Below are 22,479 nucleotides of genomic sequence, written 5' to 3'. Positions count from 1 at the left end.
GAGAGGACGAGCATGACCGAGGAACCCCAGAACGACGAGCGCGTCGAGCCTGTCGAGCCCGCCGACGACTACGACCCCATGATCTACGACGCGATGCGGGAAGCCGCGAACCGGCTCGGCGGCTTGTACATGGAGCGCTGGCACCAGGCGAGGACTACTGAAGAACGCGACCTGTGGCTGCAGAAGAACATCGCCGTGAGCCTGGAGGCTGATGCCGTTGACAGTTACTCGCTGGCTGAGGTGCAGGCCAAACGGGCGGAACTCGTGCGAAGGTTCCATGCTGAGGACCAGCAGGTATGAGCGCCGGTTACGAGCTCAGCCGGCGGGAGCTTTCCGAGCTCTTCAACGAAGCAATCACGCCGTGGGTGGATGCTCGCTTGGCGCGAGCCGCGCCTGGACCCGAGACCTTGGTCCTGGTCGGTGCGCAACCCGGTGCAGGGAAGACGCGCGTCGTCTCACGAGCCAGTCGGGATACGGGCAGCGCCGTCGCTGTGGTGGGGGACGATCTTCGACAGTTTCACCCCGACTACGCGCGTCTCATGCGTGAGGATCCGCTGCGGATGCCGGAGGTGACGGCGCAGGCGGCGGGTGCGTGGGCGCGCATGTCGAGCGACTACCTGCGGGAGCGCCAGGCGTCGGTTGTGTTCGAGACGACGTTCAGGCAGCCGGACGCGGTCGTGGCGACGGCGAAGGAATTCCGGGATGCTGGCTACCGCGTCGAGGTGCGTGCGCTTGCCGTTCCCGAGGCCGTCTCACGCCTCGGGGTGCTGTCGCGCTATGCGGAGCAGGTGCGCGACCAGGGAGTGGGCCGTTGGACGCCGCAGGAGTTCCACGACAACGCCGCCGAGCAGATGCCGAAGTCGCTCGAACGGGTGATCTCCGAGGGCTACGTGGACAGGGCGCTCGTCGTCGACCGCACCGGCCGCACGCTCTACGCCGCCGACATCGACCCCGCCCTGGCGAGCTCGCCAGACGCGAGAGACGGCGCTCACGCTCGCACCGCTGTCGACAACGGCAGGGCGCTCGAGAACCTCGACCGTGCCTCCGCCCGCTCATGGCTCGGCACGCTCGACCGAGACGCGAACGACGTCCTCGACCGCGCCACCCTGGGCCGCGACGTGCTGTCCACCATCGAGGACCTCCGCCGCGACGGAGCCCGAATCGCACCCCTCGCGCACGAACCGAATAGCGCGGCAGCGTCCACCGCAGCCGCCAGGCTCGCAGCCCTCGGCGAGCGAACCAGCCAAGCGCGAGACGCTCTGGAACGCAGGACAGGGCACGACCAAGCTGCCGCTGCGCCCACGCAGCAGCTGCAGTCGCAGCTCACCACCACACTCGACACGACACTCGGCACCAGTTCCCGGCTGCAGCCTGAAGCCGTGCGCACGCACACGCAGCAAGCAGCCCCTGTCCAAGAACGCTGAACCGACACCGAGGTCGCCGGGCTGCGTCAGGTCAACCGACCCGGCGCAGCTCCGGCTCCCGCACCCGCAGGAACGGCGCATACGGCAGCATGAACCGCTGCGCCAGCCGACCGAGCACGCCGGCGTCCGGAGCCAGCTCCACCTCAGCTCCACCACCCACCAGCACCGCAGCCAGATTGCGCTTCGCGGTCGTACCCCACTGCTCCAAGATCGACGTGTGCCCCGTCAACAGGTCCCTGAAGGCCAACGGCGCCCCAGAGGCGCGCTTCTCCTGCGCCGCACCCAGCACACCCGTCTCAAGACGAACAACAACCTGCGCGTGCGCCGGATCCGCTCCGTGCCCGAAATGCCCCGCCCGACCCAGGAACGGGAGATGCACGTTGATGCCGAGAATCGGACCAACTGACGGATCCACAGGGGACAGCAACGCATAGTGCGGCACACGAGCCGACGCCGGCAGATCATCAAGCGACGTCACCCCATGCCCAAGACCAGCGCTCGACACATGCACGACCCGATCTACGCGCATCCCCAACGACATGGCACGCCCCGTCACCCCACCGCCGAAGCTGAAGCCGAACGCGGTCAACGCCACCCGTCCATCCCGAGGAATCGCGTTCACGAACGCCCCGAGCTTGCGGGCGAGGCCATCCGCCATCGCGGCCGACAACGCCAGCGGGCCACGAGGGAAACGGCCACCCTGCCACACCACCAGCCCAGCCTCCCCAGCTGGTGCGAGCTTCAACAACTCCGACATGGTGTGCGCCTTGCCCTCGAAGTCCAACAACCTCGCCTCATTGCCAGGCACGAAGATGCCCACCGAGGAGACACCCTCCGCAAACGGAGAAGCCAGGGGATCCTCCGACTCCGAGATCGCAGTCCCCACGTACTCGACGATCGAATCCCGTTCAGGATCGAACGCGAGCACGAACCGAGGCTTCCCACCACGATCCACGAAACCGCGACCGCCGTGCAGCTCCTTCAACTGATGCACAAGACGCTCGCGGTCACGCAGCTCACCCCGGCTCGCGTTCGCCAGGATGCTCTTGATCTCGCCACCCGCGAACGCGCTCGCACTACCGAGAGCCCGCTCGATGGAGGCGCCGGACTCGAGCGCCTTGATGGCCCGCCCAAGCGATTCCTGATTCGCGCGCACACGCAGGGCCCACGGAATACCCTCGAGGTTGCCGACGAGCAGCGGCACCTGCTGCAGCAGCCGCGCCCGCTCCGAGGCAGACAATGCACCCCACCACTCCCGCGTCGTCGCGGCCGAGGGCGGCGCGTTCAGCACGCGGCGCAGGCGCCCGCGCGAGATCGGCCTCGACTCGATCAGGCGGGTGAGGTCAGCTAACGAAGAACGGGCTCGCACGCAGAAAGCGTAGCGAGCCCGTCCGACAATCCACGACGTGAATCTGCCGAGGCACAGGAGGCGGTCAGCCCCCGGCGCCAGCCAGAATCAGTAGTACTCGCCCTGGCGGAAGTCCCAGCTGTTGAACGATTCGGCGAGGATCGCCATGATGCGGTTGATGTCGAGGCCCTTGCGGATCACGACGGGCGCCGGCGAGATCGAGCGCTGGCCGCCCTGCTCGGGGATGAGGGTGCCGTCGGCATCCACCATCGAGATCATGACACCCTGCTCGTGGCGCGTCTCCGTCGTCGCCTCCGGCTGGATCGACGCGACGTAGTCGTTGGCCTCGATGATGAGGTCGGCGCGCTCGTGGATGCGCTCGCCGATGCCCTCGACAAGGCCGCGGTTGCCCTTGCCGGACGGGTTCGCGGAGCTGGCGAACGCGAAGCGGCCGTGCTTCTCGTAGAGCTCCTTCGCGAGCTTCTCGCCGGGGACGCCGAACTTGATGACGAAGCAGCTCGTGCCGCGGCCGTCCATCATGAGCTCCTTGGTGCCGTCATCGGGAAGGGCCGCGACGGCCTCTTCCTTCCACGGCAGGATGCAGCCGAGGAGGATGTCGTCGTTCCAGTGGCGCTCGTAGAACGCGTCGATCTCCGGCGTGAGCTGCGCGAGCGCACGGAGCTGCTCGAGCGAGCCGCAGAGCACGACGCCCGGCTTGTTGCGGTTGCGCTCCTTCGCCTCGAACTTGCGCTCGAGTCCCTCCTTGTCGGAGGTCATGATGATGTAGCCGACCTTCGTCGGGACGACGACGAGTCCGCCGTCTCCGGTGAGGATGTCGACGGCTTCTGGCTGCACGTCGCCGTTCCACGCGATCAATTTGCTGTCCATAGCTGCGTTTCTCTCGAGAGTGGTGCTCGGGCTCGTCGAGCCGGAGTGAACTGTCGCGTCCGCTTGGGTCGCGTCGAGCATCGATCCTACTTGGTGTTGGCGCTCGACCAAGGTCGGGGGAGCCTCCGCCCGTAGGGTTGAGGGCATGGAGACTCCCCAGCAGGTCCCAGAAGACGGTGCTTCTCCGGAGCCCGAGCTCGAGGCGCTGGTCGTCGCATCCGGCTCCCGCCCGACCACGTCTGACGAGGCGGCTGCGGTGCTCGAGCGGTTTCTACGCGAGACGGTCCCCCCGATCTTCGCCCTCGACCCGACCATGGACGTGCGCGGTTTCGATGCGGCGCGCGTCACCGCGCATCCGCTCGCGGGTGACCTCGTGGGGCTCGACCTCGACTTCTCGGGCCTCGAGGTGACCCTCGATCCGACGGTCGTGGACACCCCGCCGGCGCCCGACTTCCCGGCGTTCGGCACCGAGGTGTCGAGGGCGGATGCGAAGGTCGCCGAGGTGCGTGCGCGTGCGCTCCCCATCCGCATCCAAGACGTCGACGTCGATGCGACGGTCACGGCGACCGGGGTGCACGTCGACTGGGCGGAGGACGATCTCGGTCAGCTGGCCCTCGCGCTCAAGCGCGGCACGGCCGGGGGTGAGGCCGTGACGGTCTTCCCCGTCGATGCCCTGTCGATCGATCTCTCGGCGCAGCAGCAGGCAGTGTCGGACGCCGTGGTCAAGTTGGTGCAGGAGTCGGCCGCCAGCCAGGGGTTCAGTGTGCCGCGCCTGGAGATCGGGCTGACGCAGGCAGGGCCTCGCGGAGTGCACGTGCACGTCTCGGGCAAGGTCAAGCGCGGGCTGCTGGGGGCCAGTCTGCTCTTCTCGACGGAGGCTCAGCTCGGCGACGACCTCAAGCTGCGGCTGCTCAAGCCCGCGCTCACGAGCCACAACCCTCTCATCGGGCTGCTGCTGCTCGCCGTGCGGAAGCAGGTCCGCGAAGAGCTGAAGGACCCGATCGACCTGCGCGACCTGCAGCTCGACCCGTTGAAACTCGACGATGTGCAGTTCGGGGTCGGCGAGCGCCTACGGCTGCGCCTCGACTACAGCTGACGGCTGCGAGCTCAGGTCCTATCTGGTCGGTCCGCCGGTTCAGCGGCGCGATATTCGTCTTCGTCGGCGCGTACCTGGTCGAGTGCCCGTGCGAGCTGCTCCGTGAATCCGAGGCCTGTGAGGGGCAGCAGGAACATCAGTGATGTCCACACGAACGACGCCAGCCGCGGGAAGCTCTGGCCATTCGTGAGGACGAGCTCGGCGAGGCAGGCCATGGCCGCGGCTCCCGAGATGCACAGTGCGAGGGGCAGCACCAGCGGGATGACGGCGCGCCGCTGATCTATGGCCCGTTCGATCTCATCCACCCTGGAGAGATTGAGACGGACGCGGTCGTTGGCGGGGTTGATCGAGTTGTCGATCATCCGGCGCGTCTCACGTGGGAGAGGCGATGCGCGGTGCGCGAGCCACATCCAGATCGCGAGCGGCAGCACTGCGGATGCGAGGGCGCCGCACAGCGCGAACATGGCGATAGAGATGCCTGTGCGGTAGGGGTCGTCGATGTCCTCGACGAACGCGTTGGCCAGCGCCGCGCCGGCGGCGGCGCCAGCAGCGACGACTGCCGCGAGCGCCCAGCGGCGGCGGGGAGGGAGAAGTCTGGGGAGGTTGGACAGCGCAGCTCGCCATCCGAGCCGAGTCGTGGACTCGGCCGCGACCGGCACCTCGCGGATCTCGCCGGGGCCGAGCGCGGACAGCACGCCGGGGCCTGCTTTTACCATCCTCGAATCGGTCGCGCGTAGGCCGATGATCGCCGCGAAGGCGAAGAGGAAGGGAAGCCCGCCGAAGATCAGGAGGGCCATCCAGCGCCCGTCGACCCCGAGCAGTCCCGCCACCGTGACGATCGCGAAGAACACGCCTGTCGCGATGCAGAAGGCGAGCAGTGGACGCCGTCTCTGCTTCTCTGCCATCCCACATCCCTGATTCGGCGTGCTTGATGAGCCTTTCGGCGCTGCGATCGAACACCACCGTAACGAAGTCGCTCCGCCGCTGGCTGGGCGCCGCATCCACCTGCGATACGGCGCCCACCCAGTGCGTGCGGCTACTTCGTGACCGAGACGGTGTGCGTGGTGCTCACCGTGCTGCCTGCGGCGTTGATGAACTCGACCGTGTACTCGTACTGGCCAGGGGCATTGCCCTCGACCTCCAGCACCGCCTTCTGGGCCGCGGGGCTTGCTGCGGTGAGCGTGCCGGCGCCGACCTCGACACCGTTCTCGAGGAACCGGTAGGAGGTGGCGTTGGTGCCCCACCAGAGGTTCGCGGTGACGGTGTAGCTGCCGTCTCCGTCCCAGTTGTCCGAGGAGAGGGACGGTGCGCCGGGGGAGGCGTTGGTCACCGTCACCGTGAGCGATTCCGTCGCGGTGATCCCCTTCGAGTTCACCAGCTCGCCGGTGAAGACGTAGGTTCCGTTCTTCAGGCCGGCGATGTCGACGGCAGCTGACTGTGCCGCCGGGGAGTTCATGGTGAGCGGTGTCGTGCTGACCAGCTGGCCGTCTTGGTAGAGGCGGAAGACGGAGCCGTTCTCGCCCCACCACAGGTTCATGGTCAGCTGGAACTCGCCGTCGCGGAGGCCGGTGTTCCAGCCGTCGTTGGAGGAGAGCACGCCCTTGCCTGGCGCCTTCGTCGCACCGTCGTCCGTGGGAGCTTCGCTCAGGGTCACGGGTGCGGTCGCCGCCGAGCGGGGGCTCTCTCCGGAGGCGTTGACGCCGGTCACCTCGTAGGAATGCGTCGAGCCGGGAGCGAGCCCCTCGACGGTGCAGCTCGTCTCGGTTGCCTCGCAGACCGGGTCCGAACCGCCCGCCTCGTAGACACGGTAGCCGGTGAACCCTGCACCGGTGTCCTCGAGGTCGTCCCAGGACACGGTGATGGCGGTGTCGCCCGCTTGCGCCGCGACAGCGTTCTGCGGGGTGCCGGGCAGCGTCTCGTCGGCGACTGCCAGCCAGGAGATGACCGGCTTCTCGCCGCCAGCACCCTCGTTGGTCACGAGGTAGTCGACCGTGGCTGCCTCCGAGAGCGTGAAGGTCAGCCCTGCGGAGAGCTTGGGGGTGGAGCCGGAGAGCGGGATGCTTCCCTTCGCGAGCTCCGTGCCATGGACCGACACGGTCTGGTACATGGTCCTGCTCAGGTTCCACCACTCGGTGAAGCCACCGGTCAGCGTGTAGGTTCCGGCCTCGAGTGGGAGCCGGTAGCTCAGCTTGGTGGTGTCCTGGTAGAGACCCGTCGAGTACTTGTCCTTGAGGTCGGTTCCGGTCTTCAGCTTCATGCCATCCGCGACATGCCCCCATTGCTCGGCCGACGTGGAGACCTGGTCGACCTTGTCGTTTCGCAGTCCGTCGACGGCTGCTGACACTGCCGCGTACTGCGGCGAGGCGACGCCGTTCGTCCCGGCGTCGATGAAGTAGACGAGCCCGGGCGGGACGATCTCGAACTGCGCGACGACCGGTGCGTCGCTGTCGTCCAGACGTCCGTGCGCCGTGATCGTCTCGTACTCGGTGCGGGCCTGCTCGTGGGCGGCTGGCTCCCACGTGACGGCCCGTTCGGCGTCTGCGACCATCACCGTGTCGGGGAGCGGGTCATCGGTGTCGAGCACGCCCTGCACGCCGAGGTCGCGGGGCAGCGTCTGCACGTAGACGAGCGCGAGTCGGGCGTTGTAGCCGCTCGTCCCGTTGGTGCCGAACTCCAGCTCGACGACGGCGTCCTCGTCGAGCGTCAGCGTCTGCGCGATCGGCGTCGCCGACCCTGTCGAGACCGCTGTCTTCGAGGTGGTCTCGCCGTTCGCGGTGAGTTTCGCGGACAGGTTCGTCGTGAGTCCGGCACGGGGTGCCTGCACGCCGACGATGTTGTAGGAACCGGCGGGGAGTGTGAGGTGGTAGGTCACCGGCTTGTTGAAGTCGGCGCCGATGTACGACGACCCCCAGTCCTGTGGGGTGCCGCCCGCGAGCGTCGTCGCCGCGGTCGAGTACCCCCACGTGCTGCCTGGGGCCGCGCCGTCCCACTTCTGGTCGGCAGTCTCGTTGCGGAGCTCGGGCGAGACGGCCGCCGCGGCCGCATGAGCTGAACCTGCTGCTGACCCGCTCGAGCCGGAGTCGATGAAGTAGTCGAGGTCGGCGGGGATGACGAGCACGCTCGCCGAGAACCGCTGGTAGACGCCGGCTTCGGTCTTCTCCGCGGTCCGGCCGGTGGCCGTGAAGGTCGCAAGCTCACCCGTGGTCTTCGCGCTGGCGTTCGACGCGGCAGTCCAGATGACATCCGCCTCGGTCCCCGAGAGCGTGAGGGAACCGGGCAGGGCACGCTCGGCGGTGGTGATGGCGACGGAACCAAGGTCGGTCACGTCGGCGCTCACATCCTTCGGGGTGAGTGCGTCTGCAGCGGATGCGAGTCGCGCTTCGATCGCCGTCGCGCCTTCGACGTCGAGTCCGTACCCGACCGGGTCGGCGACCGCGGACTGCGCCGCCGTTCGAGCGGCAGCGAACGGGGCCCATGACTGGGGTGCGTAGTCAGCCTCGACGAGCTGCGCGACGGTGGAGACGGCTTCGGTGAGTGCTCCCGTGTCGACGCGCGTCGAATCCGCGACTGCACTGATCGTGGCGACCGAGTCGACGTTGAGCGAGCTGTCGTTGGCCGTCTTGACGACGACGGTGTGAGCGCCGTTCGCGAGGCCGCGGAGCGTGAACGTCGTTCGGGCGCTGCCCGCGCTCCAGGTCGGGGCTCCGAGGGCGACGGGGATCCCATCCACCTCGACATCGAGCGTTGCAGTTCCGGGGTTGGAGCCGATGATGTCCAGGCCCGTTCCGGTGAAGGAGTAGCTCAGCGCGGCGCCCTTGGCGGTGCTCTTGGATGCGGTTCGCTGCCACTCGAACATGCCCTGTCCGTTGACGTGGCTCCAGTTGGCGTCGAACTCGAGCACCGGCGTCGACGTGTTCGACCAGCTGCTCTGGTGCATCCCGTCGATGATCTGCGTGGCGTATGGCGTGTATCCGGGCAGCGTCTCGATCTTCAGGTTGTCGAACTGCACGAAGTTGAAGCTGGACCCGAGTTGGATGCGCCCGGTTGCCTGCGGCGCGGCGTCCGTGTACGTGGCGATCTGCACGCCGTTGATCGAGGCCGTGTACGTGTCGGCGGCGACGGTCACGGCGATGGTGTTCCAGACGCCCGCGCCCGCGTTGAACGCGACGTCCGCATTGCCTGCCACGGTGCCCGTGGCGAGCGTCGTGCCGTAGCGGGTGAAGGTCCACGCTCCGGTGGGCTCGACCTTGAGCTCGGCTGCCGAGACGTTCTGCCCGTTCGCCGTGCCGCCCTGCTCTCGGGCGCCGATGGTCGCGTACTGCGCCCCCGCGGCTTCGAAGAGCACGTCGGCCGACACGGTGTAGTTCGCCCAGCGGGCGTCGCCGATCGTCGTCTTGGGGTCGCCGCTGTTCCAGGCGCCTCCGGCCATGCCTGGGCCCACCTGCTGCCTGAGCACGCGGCCGTGGGCGGCATCCGCCGTTGCGACCGACTCGAATGCGCCGTTGGTGTCGTTGGTATAGCGGGGCGTCACGCCCTGATCTTCTGGCTGCAGGGCTGGCGTCCCGCTCGGCTTCTCCTTCGCGCCGCGGCTGTCCAGGAATGACTCCCCGGAGTCGACGAGCGATCCGGTGGCCGGGTCGTAGCCGCTGATGTTGCCGGTGCTGGCGTAGTCGAAGTCGTCGGCGTAGAGGAACGTGTCGTCGGCGGCACCGTTCTGGGCGCCGGTCGAGTCCGTGTCCAGGACGTCACGGCCGCCGGCCGGGTCCGTGTATTCGGGGGACGTGGGCAGCGCGCTCGCGTAGCCGTCCTTGGCGGTCAGCGTGCCGTCGGCTGCTGCTGTCACCTGGTCGAGCGTCGTGAGGGTCATCGAGGACCAGGGCTTGACCTCGACGGTGTAGAGCCCGTCCCCGTTCGGCTCGATCTCCCCGACGGGTGCGAGGTAGTTGGCGTTGTACGCCTGCCCGGCATCCGCGGCGCGAGTCTCCCAGAGCTCGGCCGTGCGGTCTGCGCCGAGGGCCATGTCCTTCGCCGTGATGCGGTAGCTCTTCGTGAAGCTGCTGTCGTTGATGATGACGGTCGAGAAGTCGCTGGCATCTGGAGCCGCCAGGGTCGTGTAGGACGCGCCTCCGAGACGTGCGCCGTCCGGCGGGTTGCCCTTTCCGAGCTGGCTGTCGGAAGCCTGCGGGATGGCACGCCAGATGCCGGCGGTGTTGTCGTCGTTCTCCCAGCCGAGCTTCGCGAACTTGGTGAACTGCTCGATCATGGCGAGACCGCCGTCGTAGTACAGCCAACCGGACCACGGGTCGCGAGCGCTCACGAGCTCCTTGGACGAGTACTGGAACCCGTCGTAGAACGAGCCGATCGCGGGCTGGAAGATGTTGAGGGTGCGTCGCGACTCGTCGAACCCGGTCGTCACCCAGTTGCCCATCTCGAGAGCGCTGTTCGGCCCGCCGAATCCGGTGCCCGTTCCGCCCTGCTCGTCGCTGTTGGTGTTGTTCGGGCGGTCGGCCGAGTTGGAGAACGTGGACTGGCCCTCCGAGTTCCACACCTCCTTGTCGAGCTGCTCGGCCACCTTCTTGAGGTTGCCGGCGCTGTCGTCGGCGCTCGAGTAGTGGAAGCCCACGACGTCCACCGCGTCGCGCAGCGAGGAATCGGTGGGGGACATCATCTCGTTGCCGAAGGACACCGGCGGGGTGCCGACCGTGTCGGCGGCGACCGTCTCGATGGATCGGTAGAGGTCCTGCTCCTCATCCGAGTCGAAGCCGCTGTTCGGGTCTGCCGAGCTCGTACCCTCGTAGCCCTTCTCGTCGCCGCGGAGCCAGCCGGAGAAGTCCTTGTACAGCTGGATCTCGGGGGTCCTCGTCTCGTTGGCGTCCGGGTTGATCGAGTCGACCATGATCCCGTACTCGCGGTAGGCGGCGAGCACGGTGTTCTTGAACCAGATGTACTGGGCGGCGTGGTCGGTGGCCCAGGCCGGCCGGTTCCAGCGCAGGATGCTGACGTGCACGTCGCCGTGCGCGACGAGCTGCGCGTCGGCGGCGAGCTGGAAGCCCGGCTCGCGCTGCACGTTGGGGTACTCGTCACGCGTGCGCATCGTCGACGGGTTCGGTCCCGTGGAGGTGTTGCGGTCGTTGCCCATCTCGATCTTGATGGTATTCATGATCGGGCGGTCGCCCCCGAAGAGGGTCTCGATGAGCTCCCAGTACTTCTCCGGATGCTGCGACTTGTAGTCGAGGAGCAGCGCGCTCGTCGAGTTGGCGGTGAGGACGCCGAAGCCCTTGAAGGTGAGCCCGTTCACGTTCTCGGCGGCCGCCGCGACGTCTGCGGCGTCGATGGTGACCGAGACCGGGTCTGATCCTGCGGCCTGGGCAGGCGTCGGTGAGACGAGGACCGGGGCGATCATCGCCGCCGCCGTCGCCGCGATGAGGGACAGGCTCATCCGCCTCCTGCGAGCTCTCGGGGCGCTCGAGACTCGATCGAGCCGCTGGTCCTGAGGCATGTGCGCTCTCCGTTCTGTGCGCTGTCCGCGCTGCCTCGTCGACCGAGTGCGCGGCGGGCACGACTGTGTGCTTCCGAGCTGATCTTGGAGGGGGCCCGGGGAAAAGACCAGCAAAACGAACACGATCGTTCGTGCTCGACGCGAAGCGAACACCTCTGTACGCTCGGATCCGTGGAAGACATGCCGCAGTTCGGTCTGACGAGGCGAGAACGCATCCTCGGCGAGCTCCGGCGCGCGGGCTCCGTACGAGTGGCTGCGCTCGCGCGGCAGCTCGAGGTGTCCGAGCTCACGATTCGGCGTGACATCACGAACCTCTCCGACCGAGGTCTCCTCACCAGGGTTCACGGCGGCGCGACCCTGCGGAGTCGCCTCGACACGTCGGTGCCAACGGTCGCAGCACAGGCCACCCCGATCCGCTTCCGGGTCGGCATGGTCACCCCCTCGCTCAGCTACTACTGGCCGCAGGTCATCGTCGGGGCGCGGGCGGCGGCCACCGACCTCGGCGTGCAGCTGGTGCTCCGCGGCGCCAGCTACTCCGTCGATGATCAGCGTCGACAGATCTCGTCCCTCGTCGAATCCGGAGGCCTGCACGGGATCATCGCGGCGCCGGAGACCAGCGGCCCCGACGGTTGGGCGCTCCTGCACTGGCTGGAGTCTCTCCCGGTGCCCGTCGTGCTGGCGGAACGCCATGCCGCGTCTGTCGGCTCGCTCACGAGTCTCGAATGGGTCACCACGGACCACGTCTTCGGCGGTTCCCTCGCGGCCGAGCACCTTGCGGCGCTCGGACACCGCAGGGTCGGCATCCTGACGTCGGCGGGCTCCCCGACCTCAGCGCAGCTGCGGCAGGGGTGGACCGGCGCCGTCAAGGAGCTCGGCCTTGAGACGGCCGTCGACGTCGACGCGAATCTCGACGCCATGGACGGGCAGGCGAGGGAGGAGCTCATCGCCCGACTGCTCGACGACTGTCGCCGGGCCTCGGTGAGCGCCCTGCTCATCCACTCGGATCCTCAGGCGGTCCTCCTGCAGCAGTACGCCCGCGACCATGGCTGGTCGATTCCGCAAGACCTCGCGATCATCGCCTACGACGATGAGGTGGCGCAGAATGCCGAGCCGCCCATTACGGCGCTGCGTCCCCCGAAGCAGCACATCGGGCGCCTGGCTGTCGAGACGATGGTGTCTCGCCTCGACGAGGGGCCGAGCCGCCCGGTCCAGCGCACACGGGTCCTCCCCGTGCTGCACGCGCGCAGGTCGACCGCCGTCCCCTCCTGACCGTCAGCGGCCCATCCCCATCGCCCGCTCGTGGTCGATGAGCGCCTGCCGCACGGCGATGTCGGCGGCGTGCCCCGCGAGCTTCCCGCTCGCCCGCACGATGCGGTGGACGGGCACGAAGAGGCCGACGAGGCAGGCCCCGCAGGCGCTCGCGGCAGCCCTGGCGGCGCGGGGATGCCCCGCGATCGCGGCCACGTCGCCGTAGCTGGCGAGGGTGCCTGGCTCGACGAGCCTCGCCGCCCGCCACATGGCGCGGCGCAGCTCGGTGCCGTCCTGGTGGATGTCGATGGTCTCGAGCAGCGCGGGGTCGCCGTCGTCGTAGGCGCGGACGGCGGCGAGCGCCGGGTCGGTGTCGCCGAGCGCCTGCACGTCGAGGAGCTCCGACTGGCGGCCGAACACCGAGTAGGCGAGCGAGCTGGGGTTGCCGAAGCCGGCCGCGCGCACCGTGTCCGAGTCGCCCGCCTTCACGACGGAGAACTGCTCGCCCAGCAGCTCGACGCTGCCGACGCGGAGCGAAAAGGAGGGGGCGGTTCTCTCGTCGTGAGTATCGGCCATGGCAAGAACTCTGCCACGTTCGGAGAAGTCCTGATCAGGCGCGGAAGAGGGCGGCATGCGCGACGCTGGGAGTTGACTGAGGGAGGCCGCCGATGGTGGCACTGACGCGCTCCAGGCTCTAAACTTGAGTCATCACGGCTCAACTCTTGTTTGTCTGAGTCGAAAGCACACGTTCAACAAGGAGCCCCATGGCAAACATGCAAGGCGCTCAGGCACCAGACGAAGAGGCCAAGAGCGCACTCGAACAATACGGAATCAACCTCACCGACATCGCCCGCTCGGGCAAGCTCGACCCGGTCATCGGTCGTGACTCCGAGATCCGCCGCGTCAGCCAGGTGCTGACCCGCCGCACGAAGAACAACCCCGTGCTGATCGGCGAGCCCGGCGTCGGGAAGACCTCGGTCGTCGAAGGCCTCGCCCAGCGCATCGTCGCCGGCGACGTCGCCGAGTCGCTCAAGGACAAGGAGCTCGTGAGTCTCGACATGTCGGCGCTCATCGCGGGGGCCAAGTACCGCGGCGACTTCGAAGAGCGGCTCAAGGCGGTGCTCAAGGAGATCACCGAGTCCGACGGCCGCATCATCACCTTCATCGACGAGCTGCACACCCTCATGGGCGCTGGCGGCGGCGAGTCGAGCATCTCGGCCGCCAACATGCTCAAGCCCATGCTCGCCCGCGGCGAGCTGCGCCTCATCGGCGCGACGACGCTCGACGAGTACCGCCAGTTCATCGAGTCGGATGCGGCGCTCGAGCGACGCTTCCAGCAGGTGTTCGTGGGCGAGCCCAGCGTCGAAGACTCGATCGCCATCCTCCGCGGCCTGAAGGAGCGGTACGAGGCGCACCACAAGGTCTCGATCGCCGACCAGGCGCTCGTCGCCGCCGCCGCCCTCTCGAATCGCTACATCACCGGCCGCAAGCTGCCGGACAAGGCGATCGACCTGATCGACGAGGCTGCGTCCCGCCTCCGCATGGAGATCGACTCCTCGCCGGTCGAGGTCGACACGCTCCAGCGGCAGGTCGACCGGCTTCGCCTCGAGGAGCTGGCGCTCAAGAAGGAGCACGACGACGCGTCCAAGCAGCGTCTCGCCGCGCTCCGTGCCGACCTCGACGCCAAGAATGCGCGCCTGGGGGAGCTGAAGGAGCGCTGGAACGTCGAGCGCGCATCCCTCAACCGCATCGGCGAGCTGCGCGAGCAGCTCGACAACATCCGCATGCGCGCCGACCGTGCGCAGCGCGAGGGCAACCTCGAGCTCGCCTCTCGTCTCCTCTACGGTGAGCTGCCTGGCATTCAGAAGCAGCTGCATGAGGCCGAGGCCACGGAAGATGGCGGGCCCAAGCTCGTCAACGACCACGTCACGGCCGAGGACATCGCCGGGGTCGTGGCCGCGTGGACGGGCATCCCCGTCGGGCGGCTGCTGCAGGGGGAGATGGAGAAGCTCCTCCACCTGGAGGGTGAGCTCGGCAAGCGACTCGTCGGCCAGGAGAAGGCCGCCGCGACGGTGGCGGATGCGATCCGCCGCACTCGCGCGGGCATCGCAGACCCCGACCGTCCCACCGGCTCGTTCCTGTTCCTCGGCCCGACCGGTGTCGGCAAGACGGAGCTGGCGCGTGCGCTCGCCGAGCTCCTCTTCGACGACGAGAAGGCCATGATCCGCATCGACATGTCGGAGTACGGCGAGAAGCACTCCGTCGCTCGACTCGTCGGCGCCCCTCCCGGGTACGTCGGCTACGAGCAGGGCGGGCAGCTCACGGAGGCCGTGCGGCGCAGGCCGTACTCGGTGGTGCTGTTCGACGAGGTCGAGAAGGCGCATCCGGAGGTCTTCGACATCCTCCTGCAGGTGCTCGACGACGGGCGGCTCACCGACGGGCAGGGCCGCACGGTCGACTTCCGCAACGTCATCCTCATCCTCACCTCCAACCTGGGCTCGCAGTTCCTGATCGACCCGCTCCTCTCCCAGGAGGAGCGCGAGGACCGCGTCATGGCGGCTGTCCGGCAGTCGTTCAAGCCGGAGTTCGTGAACCGCCTCGACGACATCGTCGTGTTCAGTGCGCTCTCGCAGGACGAGCTGGCGCAGATCGTGGCGCTCTACATCGACCGCCTACAGCGCAGGCTTGGTGAGCGGAGGCTCACGATCAAAGTCGACGACGATGCGCGGGCCTGGCTCGCCGAGCGCGGCTACGACCCCATCTACGGGGCCCGGCCGCTGCGGCGCCTCATGCAGCGCGAGATCGACGACCGTCTCGCGCGGGCGCTCCTCGCGGGAACCGTGCGCGACGGCGACACCGTCTCGGTGGTCGTGGCGAGCGACGGCGACTCGCTCAACGTGCAGTCGACGACGCCGCATTCGGCCGCCGTGGAGTAGGCGGCTGGCGGCGGGGGAGCGTGGTGCCGGAGATCTCTGGTGGGTAACTCGGGCGCGTCGCGCGCGCCATGCATCCACTACCCCGCTTATCTTGAGCGGCATGGAGCACCTGCGCTGGATACTGCCTCTCATCGCCGCACCCGTCGTGGCTGTGCTCGGCATCGTCGGCGTCATCGCGCTGTCGCTGCGGAGGCTGACCTCCGTGCCGGTCGCCAGCGACGACGTCATGGTGCTCTTCGGCCGGGACGCGTACCAGTTCTTCCTCGGCACGCTGGTGCCGCTGGTGCTGCTGGTCTCCATCGTCGGGCTCATCGCCTACGCCGTCTACGCCGTCGGGACGACGTTCGGGTGGATCGCGCTCCGTGAGACCCCGCTCTTCAAGGCGTGGATGCTGCCGCTGCTGTTCTCACCGGCCATCGCGGTCGTCGCGTTCTTCGTCGTCGCGTTCATGCCGTTCGTCGCGGGTCCGAGCGAGGCGCTCGTGCCGGTCGTCGGCGCGCTCGTCGCGTTCATGGTGTGCCTCGCCGTCGCGGGCGCGCTGTGGTTCCGTGCCACGCTCGGCGCCCGGGCGGGCAAGCGCGCCATCGCCGAGGCGACCGCGACCGGCGAGGTCGGCGTCACCGCCTGAACGCAGCGTCACCGCCTGAACGCAGAGAGCGGCCTTGTGGTCGTCAGGACTCAGTTCTGACGACCACAAGGCCGCTCTGTGCTGGCCCCGACAGGGGCGTCGCGACTAGTTGAGCGCGGGCGTGTCCTCCGGGATGACGCCCGTGCGGTACAGGTCGGTGGCGAGGTCGCGAAGCGCGCGCAGTGCGACGCGCTGCGTGAGCGGGCCGTAGGAGACGCGGGCGACGCCGAGCTCCTGGAACTCTGCCGCCGTCAGCGCGCCTGGGAGTCCGATGACGGACAGCTTGCCGACGCCGAGGCCCTCGACGAGCGGCTCGACCGTCTCACGGTTGACGGCGCCCGGGACGAAGACGAGGGATGCGCCAGCGTCGAGGAACGCGCGACCGCGGGCGATCGCGTCGTCGATGCTCTCGGAGATGGGGCGCTCGCCGCCGCGCACGATGGCGTCGGTGCGCGCGTTCAGCTGGAAGTTGACGCCCTCGCCCTCGGCTGCGCGGATGATGGCGGCGACGCGGGCGACCGACTCGTCGAACGGACGCAGGCGGTCCTCGACGTTGGCGCCCACGATGCCGAGCCCGATGGCGCGGCGGATGGTCTCGGCCGGGTCCTCGAAGCCGTCGTCGAGGTCGGCCGTCACGGGTAGGTCGACGGCGTCGACGATGACCTTGGCGCCCGCGAGGGCGACGTCGAGGGGCATGGTGCCGTCGGCGTAGCCGTGGGAGGCGGCGATGGAGTGGCCCGCGGTCGCGATGGCCTTCGTCTCGGGAAGGGCCGCGACGGTCTGGGCGCTGATCGCGTCCCACACGTTCACGACTCGGAGGATCTCCCGGGCCTGGTGAAGTTCTGCCAAGCGATTGGCGCGGTCTGCTGTGCTGACATCCGTCATCGTGCTGTCCTCTGCTTCTGGTGATGCGGGCCGGGGCGACCCGAGCGATATGGCCGTGCGGCCACGGTCACTGTTCTTACGGCACCCGGCTGATGCCGGGCGGTGAGCCTCGTCGGGCCGCGGCTCAGCGCTCGATCGACGCGAAGTCGCTGAGCTCGCGTCGTGAGCGCGGCGACGTGTCGCGGGCGCGGATCTTCTCGTTCACGGCGTCCGAGTCGTCGTGCTGGCCGACGGCGATGACCGTGATCGGGGTCCGACCGGCGGGCAGCTCGAGCGCCTCGGCGAGCGCATCCACGTGGAAGCCGCCCATCTGGTGCGTGTGGAGGCCACGCGACTGCGCCTCGATCGAGAGGTGCGCGGCGACTGCGCCCGCGTCGTACTCGGCCCAGCGCAGCGCCTTCCCGTCGCGCTCATGCTCGACGGTGACGGCGATGAGGAGCGAGGCACGGTCCGCCCAGGCTAGGTTGAAGTCCATGAGGGCGCCGTAGATCTTGTCGAACGTCGCCGTGCCACGGGCCCCAGCGACGAGGGTCGTCGGCTGCGTGTTGCTCGCCGAGGGCGCCCACCGCCCGGCTTCGAAGATCGCCGTGAGGTCCTCATCGGAGATCTCATGGTTCGCGTCGAAACCGCGCGGGCTCCAACGATCGGAGAGGGCGTCGAGGATCGGGACGGAAGTCTCGTTGCGGACGGTCAGCTGCTCGGTCATGTGACTCCGTTCTTGGCGCGATGCGCGGGTCTGCGGGGGAGGTGGCCGTGGCCACCCGTACGGCAACAACCAGTTGTAGTTGCAAGCTATTCCCCCGAGCTGTGCGGAGCGATCAGGGTTACGGCGTATTTCCAGATGCGCCCGCCCAAGCCCGTGCGTATCTTTGGGGCATGTCGCATCCACACACCCACGGGCATCTCGGCGTCGACGTGCCCGACAGCCGCGGTCGCACGGGCCTCGATCGTGTCGGACGTGACCTGACCCGCAACCCCAACGTCGAGGTCGAGAACGTCGAGGTCACGTCCGACGGCTGGCACGTGCTGCGGCGCACGACGTTCCGGTACCGCGGACGCGACGGCGAATGGGCGACGCAGCAGCGCGAGACCTACGACCGCGGCAACGGCGCCACGATCCTGCTCTACGACCTCGACGCACGCAAAGTGCTCCTCGGCCGCCAGTTCCGCTACCCCGTCTACGTCAACGGACACGAAGACGGCATGCTCCTCGAGACCGCCGCCGGCCTGCTCGATGGCGACTCCCCGGAGGACGCGATCCGCCGCGAAGCCGAGGAGGAGCTCGGCGTCGTCGTCGGCCAGGTCACCCCGGTCTTCGAGCTGTTCATGAGCCCAGGGTCGGTGACCGAGAGCATCCACTTCTTCGCAGCCCCCTGGTCGGCCGACGCGTCAGTCACCGGCGGTGGCGGCGTCGAAGAGGAGGGCGAGGAGATCGAATCGGTCGCCCTCGACTTCGACGAGGCGCTGCGGATGATCGCGAGCGGCGAGATCCAAGACGCGAAGACCGTGCTGCTGCTGCAGTGGGCGGCCTTGAACCTGCCCTGGCCCGCCTCGCGAGGAGGAACCCATGTCTGACCCGTTGTTCGAGGGCCTCAGCGCCTTCCCCCTCACACCCATCACATCAACAGGCGTCGACGCGGCCCGCTACGCCGGGCTCGTCGAGCGGATGCAGGCGGCCGGGGTCGACTCCATCAGCGCGCTTGGCTCGACCGGCAGCTACGCGTACCTCGACGTCGCCGAGCGGGCATCCGTCGCGAAGCTCACCGTGCAGCACGCCGGGCCCGTGCCCGTCATCGTCGGCATCGGCGCGCTCCGGACCCGCGATGTGCTCGAGAACCTCCGCTCGGCAGAAGATGCCGGCGCCGCGGCCGTCCTCCTCGCCCCGGTGTCGTACCAGCCGCTCACCGAGGACGAGGTCTACGGGCTCTACGAAGACGTCGCCGCCACCTCGAGCCTGCCGATCATCGTCTACGACAACCCCACCACCACGGGGATCGTCGTGAGCGACGCCCTGCACGCGCGCATCGCCGGCCTCGACCTCGTACGGTCGATCAAGATCCCGCCAGCATCGCTGGACGTGGCACAGGTGAGCTCGCGAGTCACCGCGCTCCGCGACGCAGTCGGCCGGCCCATCTCCGTCGGCATCAGCGGCGACCCCTACGCCGCGGCCGGCCTGCTCGGCGGATGCGACGTCTGGTACTCGGTGCTCGCCGGCGTTCTCCCCACCGAGTGCCTCGCCATCACCCGGGCCGCGCTCCGGGGCGAGGCGGAGCTCGCGCTCAGCCTCTCGGCGCGACTCGACCCGCTCTGGGAGCTGTTCCGCGCCCACGGCAGCTACCGCGTCGCATCCGCCATCGCCGCCCAGCTCGAACTCGTGCCAACCGTCAACCTGCCGAGGCCCGTGCACGAGCTCGATGCTTCGGGTCAGCGTGCCGTCGCGGCGGCGCTCCGCGCGATCTGAGGTGGGGCGGTCGGCGGGTGGCGACCCGGCAGGCGGCGACCCGGCAGTGGGTTCGCGGGTCGGTGGTCTGTTGGATGAGTGGATCACTGGATCACTGGATCAGGGGGTTGCCTGGCTGTTGGATCTCCGGATCGGCGGGTGACGCGTGAGTGAGATCGTCAGCCTCGAGCTGCTCTTCGACCCCGTGACCGAGGCCCGTATCCGGGACGAGTGGCGCGTGCTGCAGGAGCTCGGCGTGTCCAGCTTGGGCGCCCACACGAGTGCCAGCAACCGTCCGCATCTGTCGCTGCTGGTGCGCGGCGGCGTCGCCCCGGTCGACGCTGCAGGGCTGAATGTTGGTGTTGGTGTTGGTGTTGGTGTTGGTGCTGGCGCCGCCGCGGAGTCCGAGCCCGATGCTGCGACGGTGCATCCTCCGCTCGTGTCTGCCGAAGTGCGCCGAGCATCCGGTCGCCTCCCCCTGGCGGTGACGTTGGGTGCGCCCCTGCTGTTCCGGCACGGCGACCGCGCGGTGCTCGCCCGGACCGTGCTGCCGACGAGCGGCTTGCTTGAGCTCCACGCCGAGGTGCACGTGCTCTCCGGAGCGGTCTCGGCCGCCTCGGATCTGCCGCACACGACGCCGGGAAGCTGGACGCCGCACGTCACCCTTGCCCGACGCCTGAAGCTGACCGACCTGGATCGCGCACTCTCGGCGCTCGAGCTGGAGCCGATCGAGGCGCAGGCCACCGAGCTGCGGCTCTGGGACGCGCACGTCGGCACCGCGCACCAGCTCGCCTGACCAACATGAGTGCAGAATCGGCCCGCGCGGCCGGTTTGCGCCGGTTTTCGAGCGATATCGCACTGATGTTGGTCAGAGCGCCCGCCGCCCGCGGCTGACCCGCCGTCGCGAGCCGAGCGAGCCGAGCGAGCCGAGCGAGCCGAACGAGCCGAGCGAGCCGAACGAATCGTGCAGGTCAGCGGGTGATGCGAGCTTCGCCGAGCCGGACGACGACCACGCCGACGAGGATCAGCGCGCCGCCGGCCAGCTGCACCGGGTTGGGGAGCTCGCCGAGCAGCAGCCACGCGAACAGCACGGCGCCGACGACCTCGGAGAGCCCGACAAACGAGGTCAGTCGCGGACCGAGGCGGCGCGCGGCCGCGATGCCGGTGACGTAGGCCCCCGCCGCAGTCACGAGCCCGAGCATGAGGACCGCGGCCCACCATGGCATGGACGCCCCGCCGAGCTGGACCGGCGCATCCGTCACGGTCATCGGCAGCACGCCGACCAGCCCGGCGAGTCCGAGCACGATGGCTCCGACAAGCAGTCCTCCACCCGCGAGCACGGTCGCTGGGAGCTCGGTGTCGGTGTCGGCCGACATGACGAAGTAGAAGGCGACGCCGAGCATCGCGCCGAGCGCCCAGAGCACGCCGACCAGATCGAGCTGGACGCCACCGAAGATCTGCAGCACGAGCAGCAGTCCGCCGGCCGCGATGCCCGCGCCGATGAGCGTGAGGGCGTGGGGGCGCTGGCGGTGCCGCAGCCACATCCACAGCACGACGATGGCCGGTGCCGTGTACTCGATGAGCAGGGCGACGCCGACCTGCAGGGTCGCGACGGCCGTGAAGTAGGCGAGCTGCGTGCCGGCGACGGCGATGGCTCCGTAGACGCCGAGGCGAATCAGGTTGCCGCGGTCGGCGAGAAGGTGCCAGCGGCCGCGCAGCGCCAGGAGCGCCACGGGGGCCAGCGCGAGTGCGGCGAGGGAGACGCGTGCCGTGACGGCGGCACCGGGTGTCCAGCCGGCATCGAGGAGTCCGCGAGCGAAGGGGCCGGACAGGGCGAAGGCGCCCGCCGAGATCAGGGCGAAGACGAGGCCGGATGCGAGGCGAGAGTTGGCCGCAGGCGCGAGGCGCGCAAGCGGTGCCGTGTTCGGCGCAGGCGTGCTCGCCGCGGCGGCTGCGGTCGTCGAGTCATTGGCGTTTGCCTTCATAGAACATGACACTAGCTCGCGTTTGGTAATCTGCAAAGGTGCTTTTCACCAATGACACGGAGGAGGCGCTCGCTGCAGCCGCGGCGATCGTCAACAGCGACGTCGAGCCGCGCACGCTCCGCACCCGGGACGAGCTCGCGGATTTCTTCCGCGACCTCGGCTACACGGGCCGCTTCGACGGGGACGACGCCGAGTTCGAGCGCGTCCGCGCGATCCGACCTCGCCTGCGGGAGCTGCTCACCGCCGACCGGGACTCGGCCGCGGCCCTCGTCAACCAGACGCTCGTCGAGTACGACGCCACCCCGCAGCTCGTCCGCCACGACACGCACGACTGGCACCTGCACGCCGTCGGCGCCGACCGTCCCTTCGACGAGCGCGTCTCGGTCGAGACGGCGCTCGCGGTCGTCGACCTCATCCGCGCCGACGAGATGTCGCGCCTCGGCATCTGCAGCGCCGACGGCTGCGACGGCATCGTCGTCGACCTCACCCGCAACCGCGCGAAGCGCTTCTGCTCGACGCGCTGCGCGAACCGCACGGCTGTCGCGGCCTACCGCGCCCGCCGCCGCGAGCATCCGCACGCCTGAGGCTCCGGGAACCAACGCCGAGGCGCGAAGTTGTGGCCCGTTGCTGCTCCCAGTGCCGGGAACAACAACGGGCCACAACGCTCTTGGGGGAGCCGGCCGGCGCGAGCTACACGGCGGCGGGCCCGGACTCACCGGTGCGGACGCGGATGACGTGGCTCACATCCGTCACCCACACCTTGCCGTCGCCGACGTTGCCGGTGCGGGCCGCCTCGACGACGACCTCGAGCGCCTTGTCGAGGGTCTCGTCGGCGACGAGCACCTCCACGCGCGTCTTGGCGCGGAACGAGACCTTCACGGCCTGACCCCGGTAGTACTCGGTGAGCCCCTTCTGGTGGCCGTGCCCCTCCACCTCCGTGATGGTGAGGCCCGTGAAGCCTGCCGCCTCGAGGGCGTCCTTCACGTCGTCGACCTTGGTCGGCTGGATCACTGCGGTCACGAGCTTCATCGGCGGGCGCTCCTCTTCTGTGCGGGCGTTGTCTGCGTGTTCTGGTCGTGCGGGACGCGGGGTGTCTGCGTGT

The 22,479-nt window shown here is 69.0% G+C and carries 19 protein-coding genes; 10 read left to right on the top strand and 9 right to left on the bottom strand.

Annotation, left to right across the window (positions count from 1 at the left end):
• The first annotated feature begins 12 nt into the window (after positions 1-12).
• Together ABVF28_RS15505 and ABVF28_RS15500 are read left to right on the top strand one after the other, a co-directional pair.
• Positions 13-300, top strand: a complete 288-nt coding sequence (locus ABVF28_RS15505; protein WP_179555714.1) for a hypothetical protein — start codon at positions 13-15, stop codon at positions 298-300.
• Positions 297-1,424, top strand: a complete 1,128-nt coding sequence (locus ABVF28_RS15500; protein WP_371031180.1) for a zeta toxin family protein — start codon at positions 297-299, stop codon at positions 1,422-1,424. The genes ABVF28_RS15505 and ABVF28_RS15500 overlap by 4 nt, the downstream gene beginning before the upstream one ends.
• A gap of 31 nt (positions 1,425-1,455) precedes the next feature.
• Here ABVF28_RS15500 and ABVF28_RS15495 read toward each other — a convergent pair whose 3' ends face one another.
• Entirely contained in the window at positions 1,456-2,793 is a 1,338-nt protein-coding gene (locus ABVF28_RS15495; protein ID WP_371031179.1) for an alpha/beta hydrolase, read from the bottom strand.
• Between the two features lie 87 nt (positions 2,794-2,880).
• Positions 2,881-3,660 (bottom strand): L-threonylcarbamoyladenylate synthase, encoded by a 780-nt coding sequence (locus tag ABVF28_RS15490; RefSeq protein ID WP_371031178.1) that lies wholly within the window; start codon positions 3,658-3,660, stop codon positions 2,881-2,883.
• A 145-nt stretch (positions 3,661-3,805) separates the two neighbouring features.
• Between ABVF28_RS15490 and ABVF28_RS15485 the strand changes: the two genes are divergently transcribed.
• Positions 3,806-4,756 (top strand): hypothetical protein, encoded by a 951-nt coding sequence (locus ABVF28_RS15485; protein ID WP_371031177.1) that lies wholly within the window; start codon positions 3,806-3,808, stop codon positions 4,754-4,756.
• An 11-nt stretch (positions 4,757-4,767) separates the two neighbouring features.
• Here the strand turns inward: ABVF28_RS15485 and ABVF28_RS15480 are convergent, their stop codons facing one another.
• Together ABVF28_RS15480 and ABVF28_RS15475 are read right to left on the bottom strand one after the other, a co-directional pair.
• Positions 4,768-5,661: a hypothetical protein gene (locus ABVF28_RS15480; RefSeq protein ID WP_371031176.1), complete on the bottom strand. Its 894-nt coding sequence runs from the start codon at positions 5,659-5,661 to the stop codon at positions 4,768-4,770.
• Between the two features lie 131 nt (positions 5,662-5,792).
• A complete protein-coding gene (locus ABVF28_RS15475) occupies positions 5,793-11,195 on the bottom strand; it encodes a fibronectin type III domain-containing protein (RefSeq protein WP_371031175.1) in 5,403 nt (1,800 codons plus the stop codon).
• A 240-nt stretch (positions 11,196-11,435) separates the two neighbouring features.
• On the opposite strand from ABVF28_RS15475, the gene ABVF28_RS15470 reads away from it, so the two are divergent.
• Entirely contained in the window at positions 11,436-12,524 is a 1,089-nt protein-coding gene (locus ABVF28_RS15470) for a substrate-binding domain-containing protein (protein ID WP_371031185.1), read from the top strand.
• A gap of 3 nt (positions 12,525-12,527) precedes the next feature.
• Here the strand turns inward: ABVF28_RS15470 and ABVF28_RS15465 are convergent, their stop codons facing one another.
• Positions 12,528-13,079, bottom strand: coding sequence for a methylated-DNA--[protein]-cysteine S-methyltransferase (locus tag ABVF28_RS15465; protein WP_371031174.1), 552 nt, complete (start codon positions 13,077-13,079; stop codon positions 12,528-12,530).
• 188 nt (positions 13,080-13,267) lie between these two features.
• On the opposite strand from ABVF28_RS15465, the gene ABVF28_RS15460 reads away from it, so the two are divergent.
• Entirely contained in the window at positions 13,268-15,439 is a 2,172-nt protein-coding gene (locus ABVF28_RS15460; RefSeq protein WP_179555721.1) for an ATP-dependent Clp protease ATP-binding subunit, read from the top strand.
• Positions 15,440-15,539: 100 nt separating this feature from the next.
• On the top strand, positions 15,540-16,067 hold the full coding sequence (locus ABVF28_RS15455) for a hypothetical protein (RefSeq protein ID WP_371031173.1): 528 nt from the start codon (positions 15,540-15,542) through the stop codon (positions 16,065-16,067).
• A gap of 105 nt (positions 16,068-16,172) precedes the next feature.
• On the opposite strand, the gene ABVF28_RS15450 is transcribed toward ABVF28_RS15455, so the two are convergent.
• Together ABVF28_RS15450 and ABVF28_RS15445 are read right to left on the bottom strand one after the other, a co-directional pair.
• Positions 16,173-16,952, bottom strand: coding sequence for an isocitrate lyase/phosphoenolpyruvate mutase family protein (locus ABVF28_RS15450; protein ID WP_371031172.1), 780 nt, complete (start codon positions 16,950-16,952; stop codon positions 16,173-16,175).
• A gap of 124 nt (positions 16,953-17,076) precedes the next feature.
• The gene (locus ABVF28_RS15445) at positions 17,077-17,658 is read right to left on the bottom strand and encodes a nitroreductase family protein (protein ID WP_179555724.1); all 582 of its coding nucleotides are present in this window, start codon (positions 17,656-17,658) and stop codon (positions 17,077-17,079) included.
• Between the two features lie 170 nt (positions 17,659-17,828).
• On the opposite strand from ABVF28_RS15445, the gene ABVF28_RS15440 reads away from it, so the two are divergent.
• From ABVF28_RS15440 to ABVF28_RS15430, 3 genes are all read left to right on the top strand, one after another.
• On the top strand, positions 17,829-18,527 hold the full coding sequence (locus ABVF28_RS15440; RefSeq protein WP_104310137.1) for an NUDIX domain-containing protein: 699 nt from the start codon (positions 17,829-17,831) through the stop codon (positions 18,525-18,527).
• On the top strand, positions 18,520-19,413 hold the full coding sequence (locus tag ABVF28_RS15435) for a dihydrodipicolinate synthase family protein (protein WP_258067802.1): 894 nt from the start codon (positions 18,520-18,522) through the stop codon (positions 19,411-19,413). The genes ABVF28_RS15440 and ABVF28_RS15435 overlap by 8 nt, the downstream gene beginning before the upstream one ends.
• Positions 19,414-19,558: 145 nt before the next feature.
• Positions 19,559-20,188: a 2'-5' RNA ligase family protein gene (locus ABVF28_RS15430; RefSeq protein ID WP_371031171.1), complete on the top strand. Its 630-nt coding sequence runs from the start codon at positions 19,559-19,561 to the stop codon at positions 20,186-20,188.
• A gap of 175 nt (positions 20,189-20,363) precedes the next feature.
• Here the strand turns inward: ABVF28_RS15430 and ABVF28_RS15425 are convergent, their stop codons facing one another.
• The gene (locus ABVF28_RS15425; protein WP_371031170.1) at positions 20,364-21,377 is read right to left on the bottom strand and encodes a DMT family transporter; all 1,014 of its coding nucleotides are present in this window, start codon (positions 21,375-21,377) and stop codon (positions 20,364-20,366) included.
• A 38-nt stretch (positions 21,378-21,415) separates the two neighbouring features.
• Between ABVF28_RS15425 and ABVF28_RS15420 the strand changes: the two genes are divergently transcribed.
• Complete coding sequence (locus ABVF28_RS15420; protein WP_371031169.1) at positions 21,416-21,961, top strand: CGNR zinc finger domain-containing protein; 546 nt, start codon at positions 21,416-21,418, stop codon at positions 21,959-21,961.
• 106 nt (positions 21,962-22,067) lie between these two features.
• Here the strand turns inward: ABVF28_RS15420 and ABVF28_RS15415 are convergent, their stop codons facing one another.
• Positions 22,068-22,406, bottom strand: coding sequence for a P-II family nitrogen regulator (locus ABVF28_RS15415; protein ID WP_104254769.1), 339 nt, complete (start codon positions 22,404-22,406; stop codon positions 22,068-22,070).
• Between the last annotated feature and the right edge of the window lie 73 nt (positions 22,407-22,479).

Origin of the sequence: Pseudoclavibacter sp. JSM 162008 (assembly GCF_041366455.1) — a bacterium.
Taxonomy (GTDB): Bacteria; Actinomycetota; Actinomycetes; order Actinomycetales; family Microbacteriaceae; genus Pseudoclavibacter.
The sequence above is the reverse complement of the archived record's forward strand: the minus strand, read 5'-3'. Positions and strand labels throughout refer to the sequence as shown.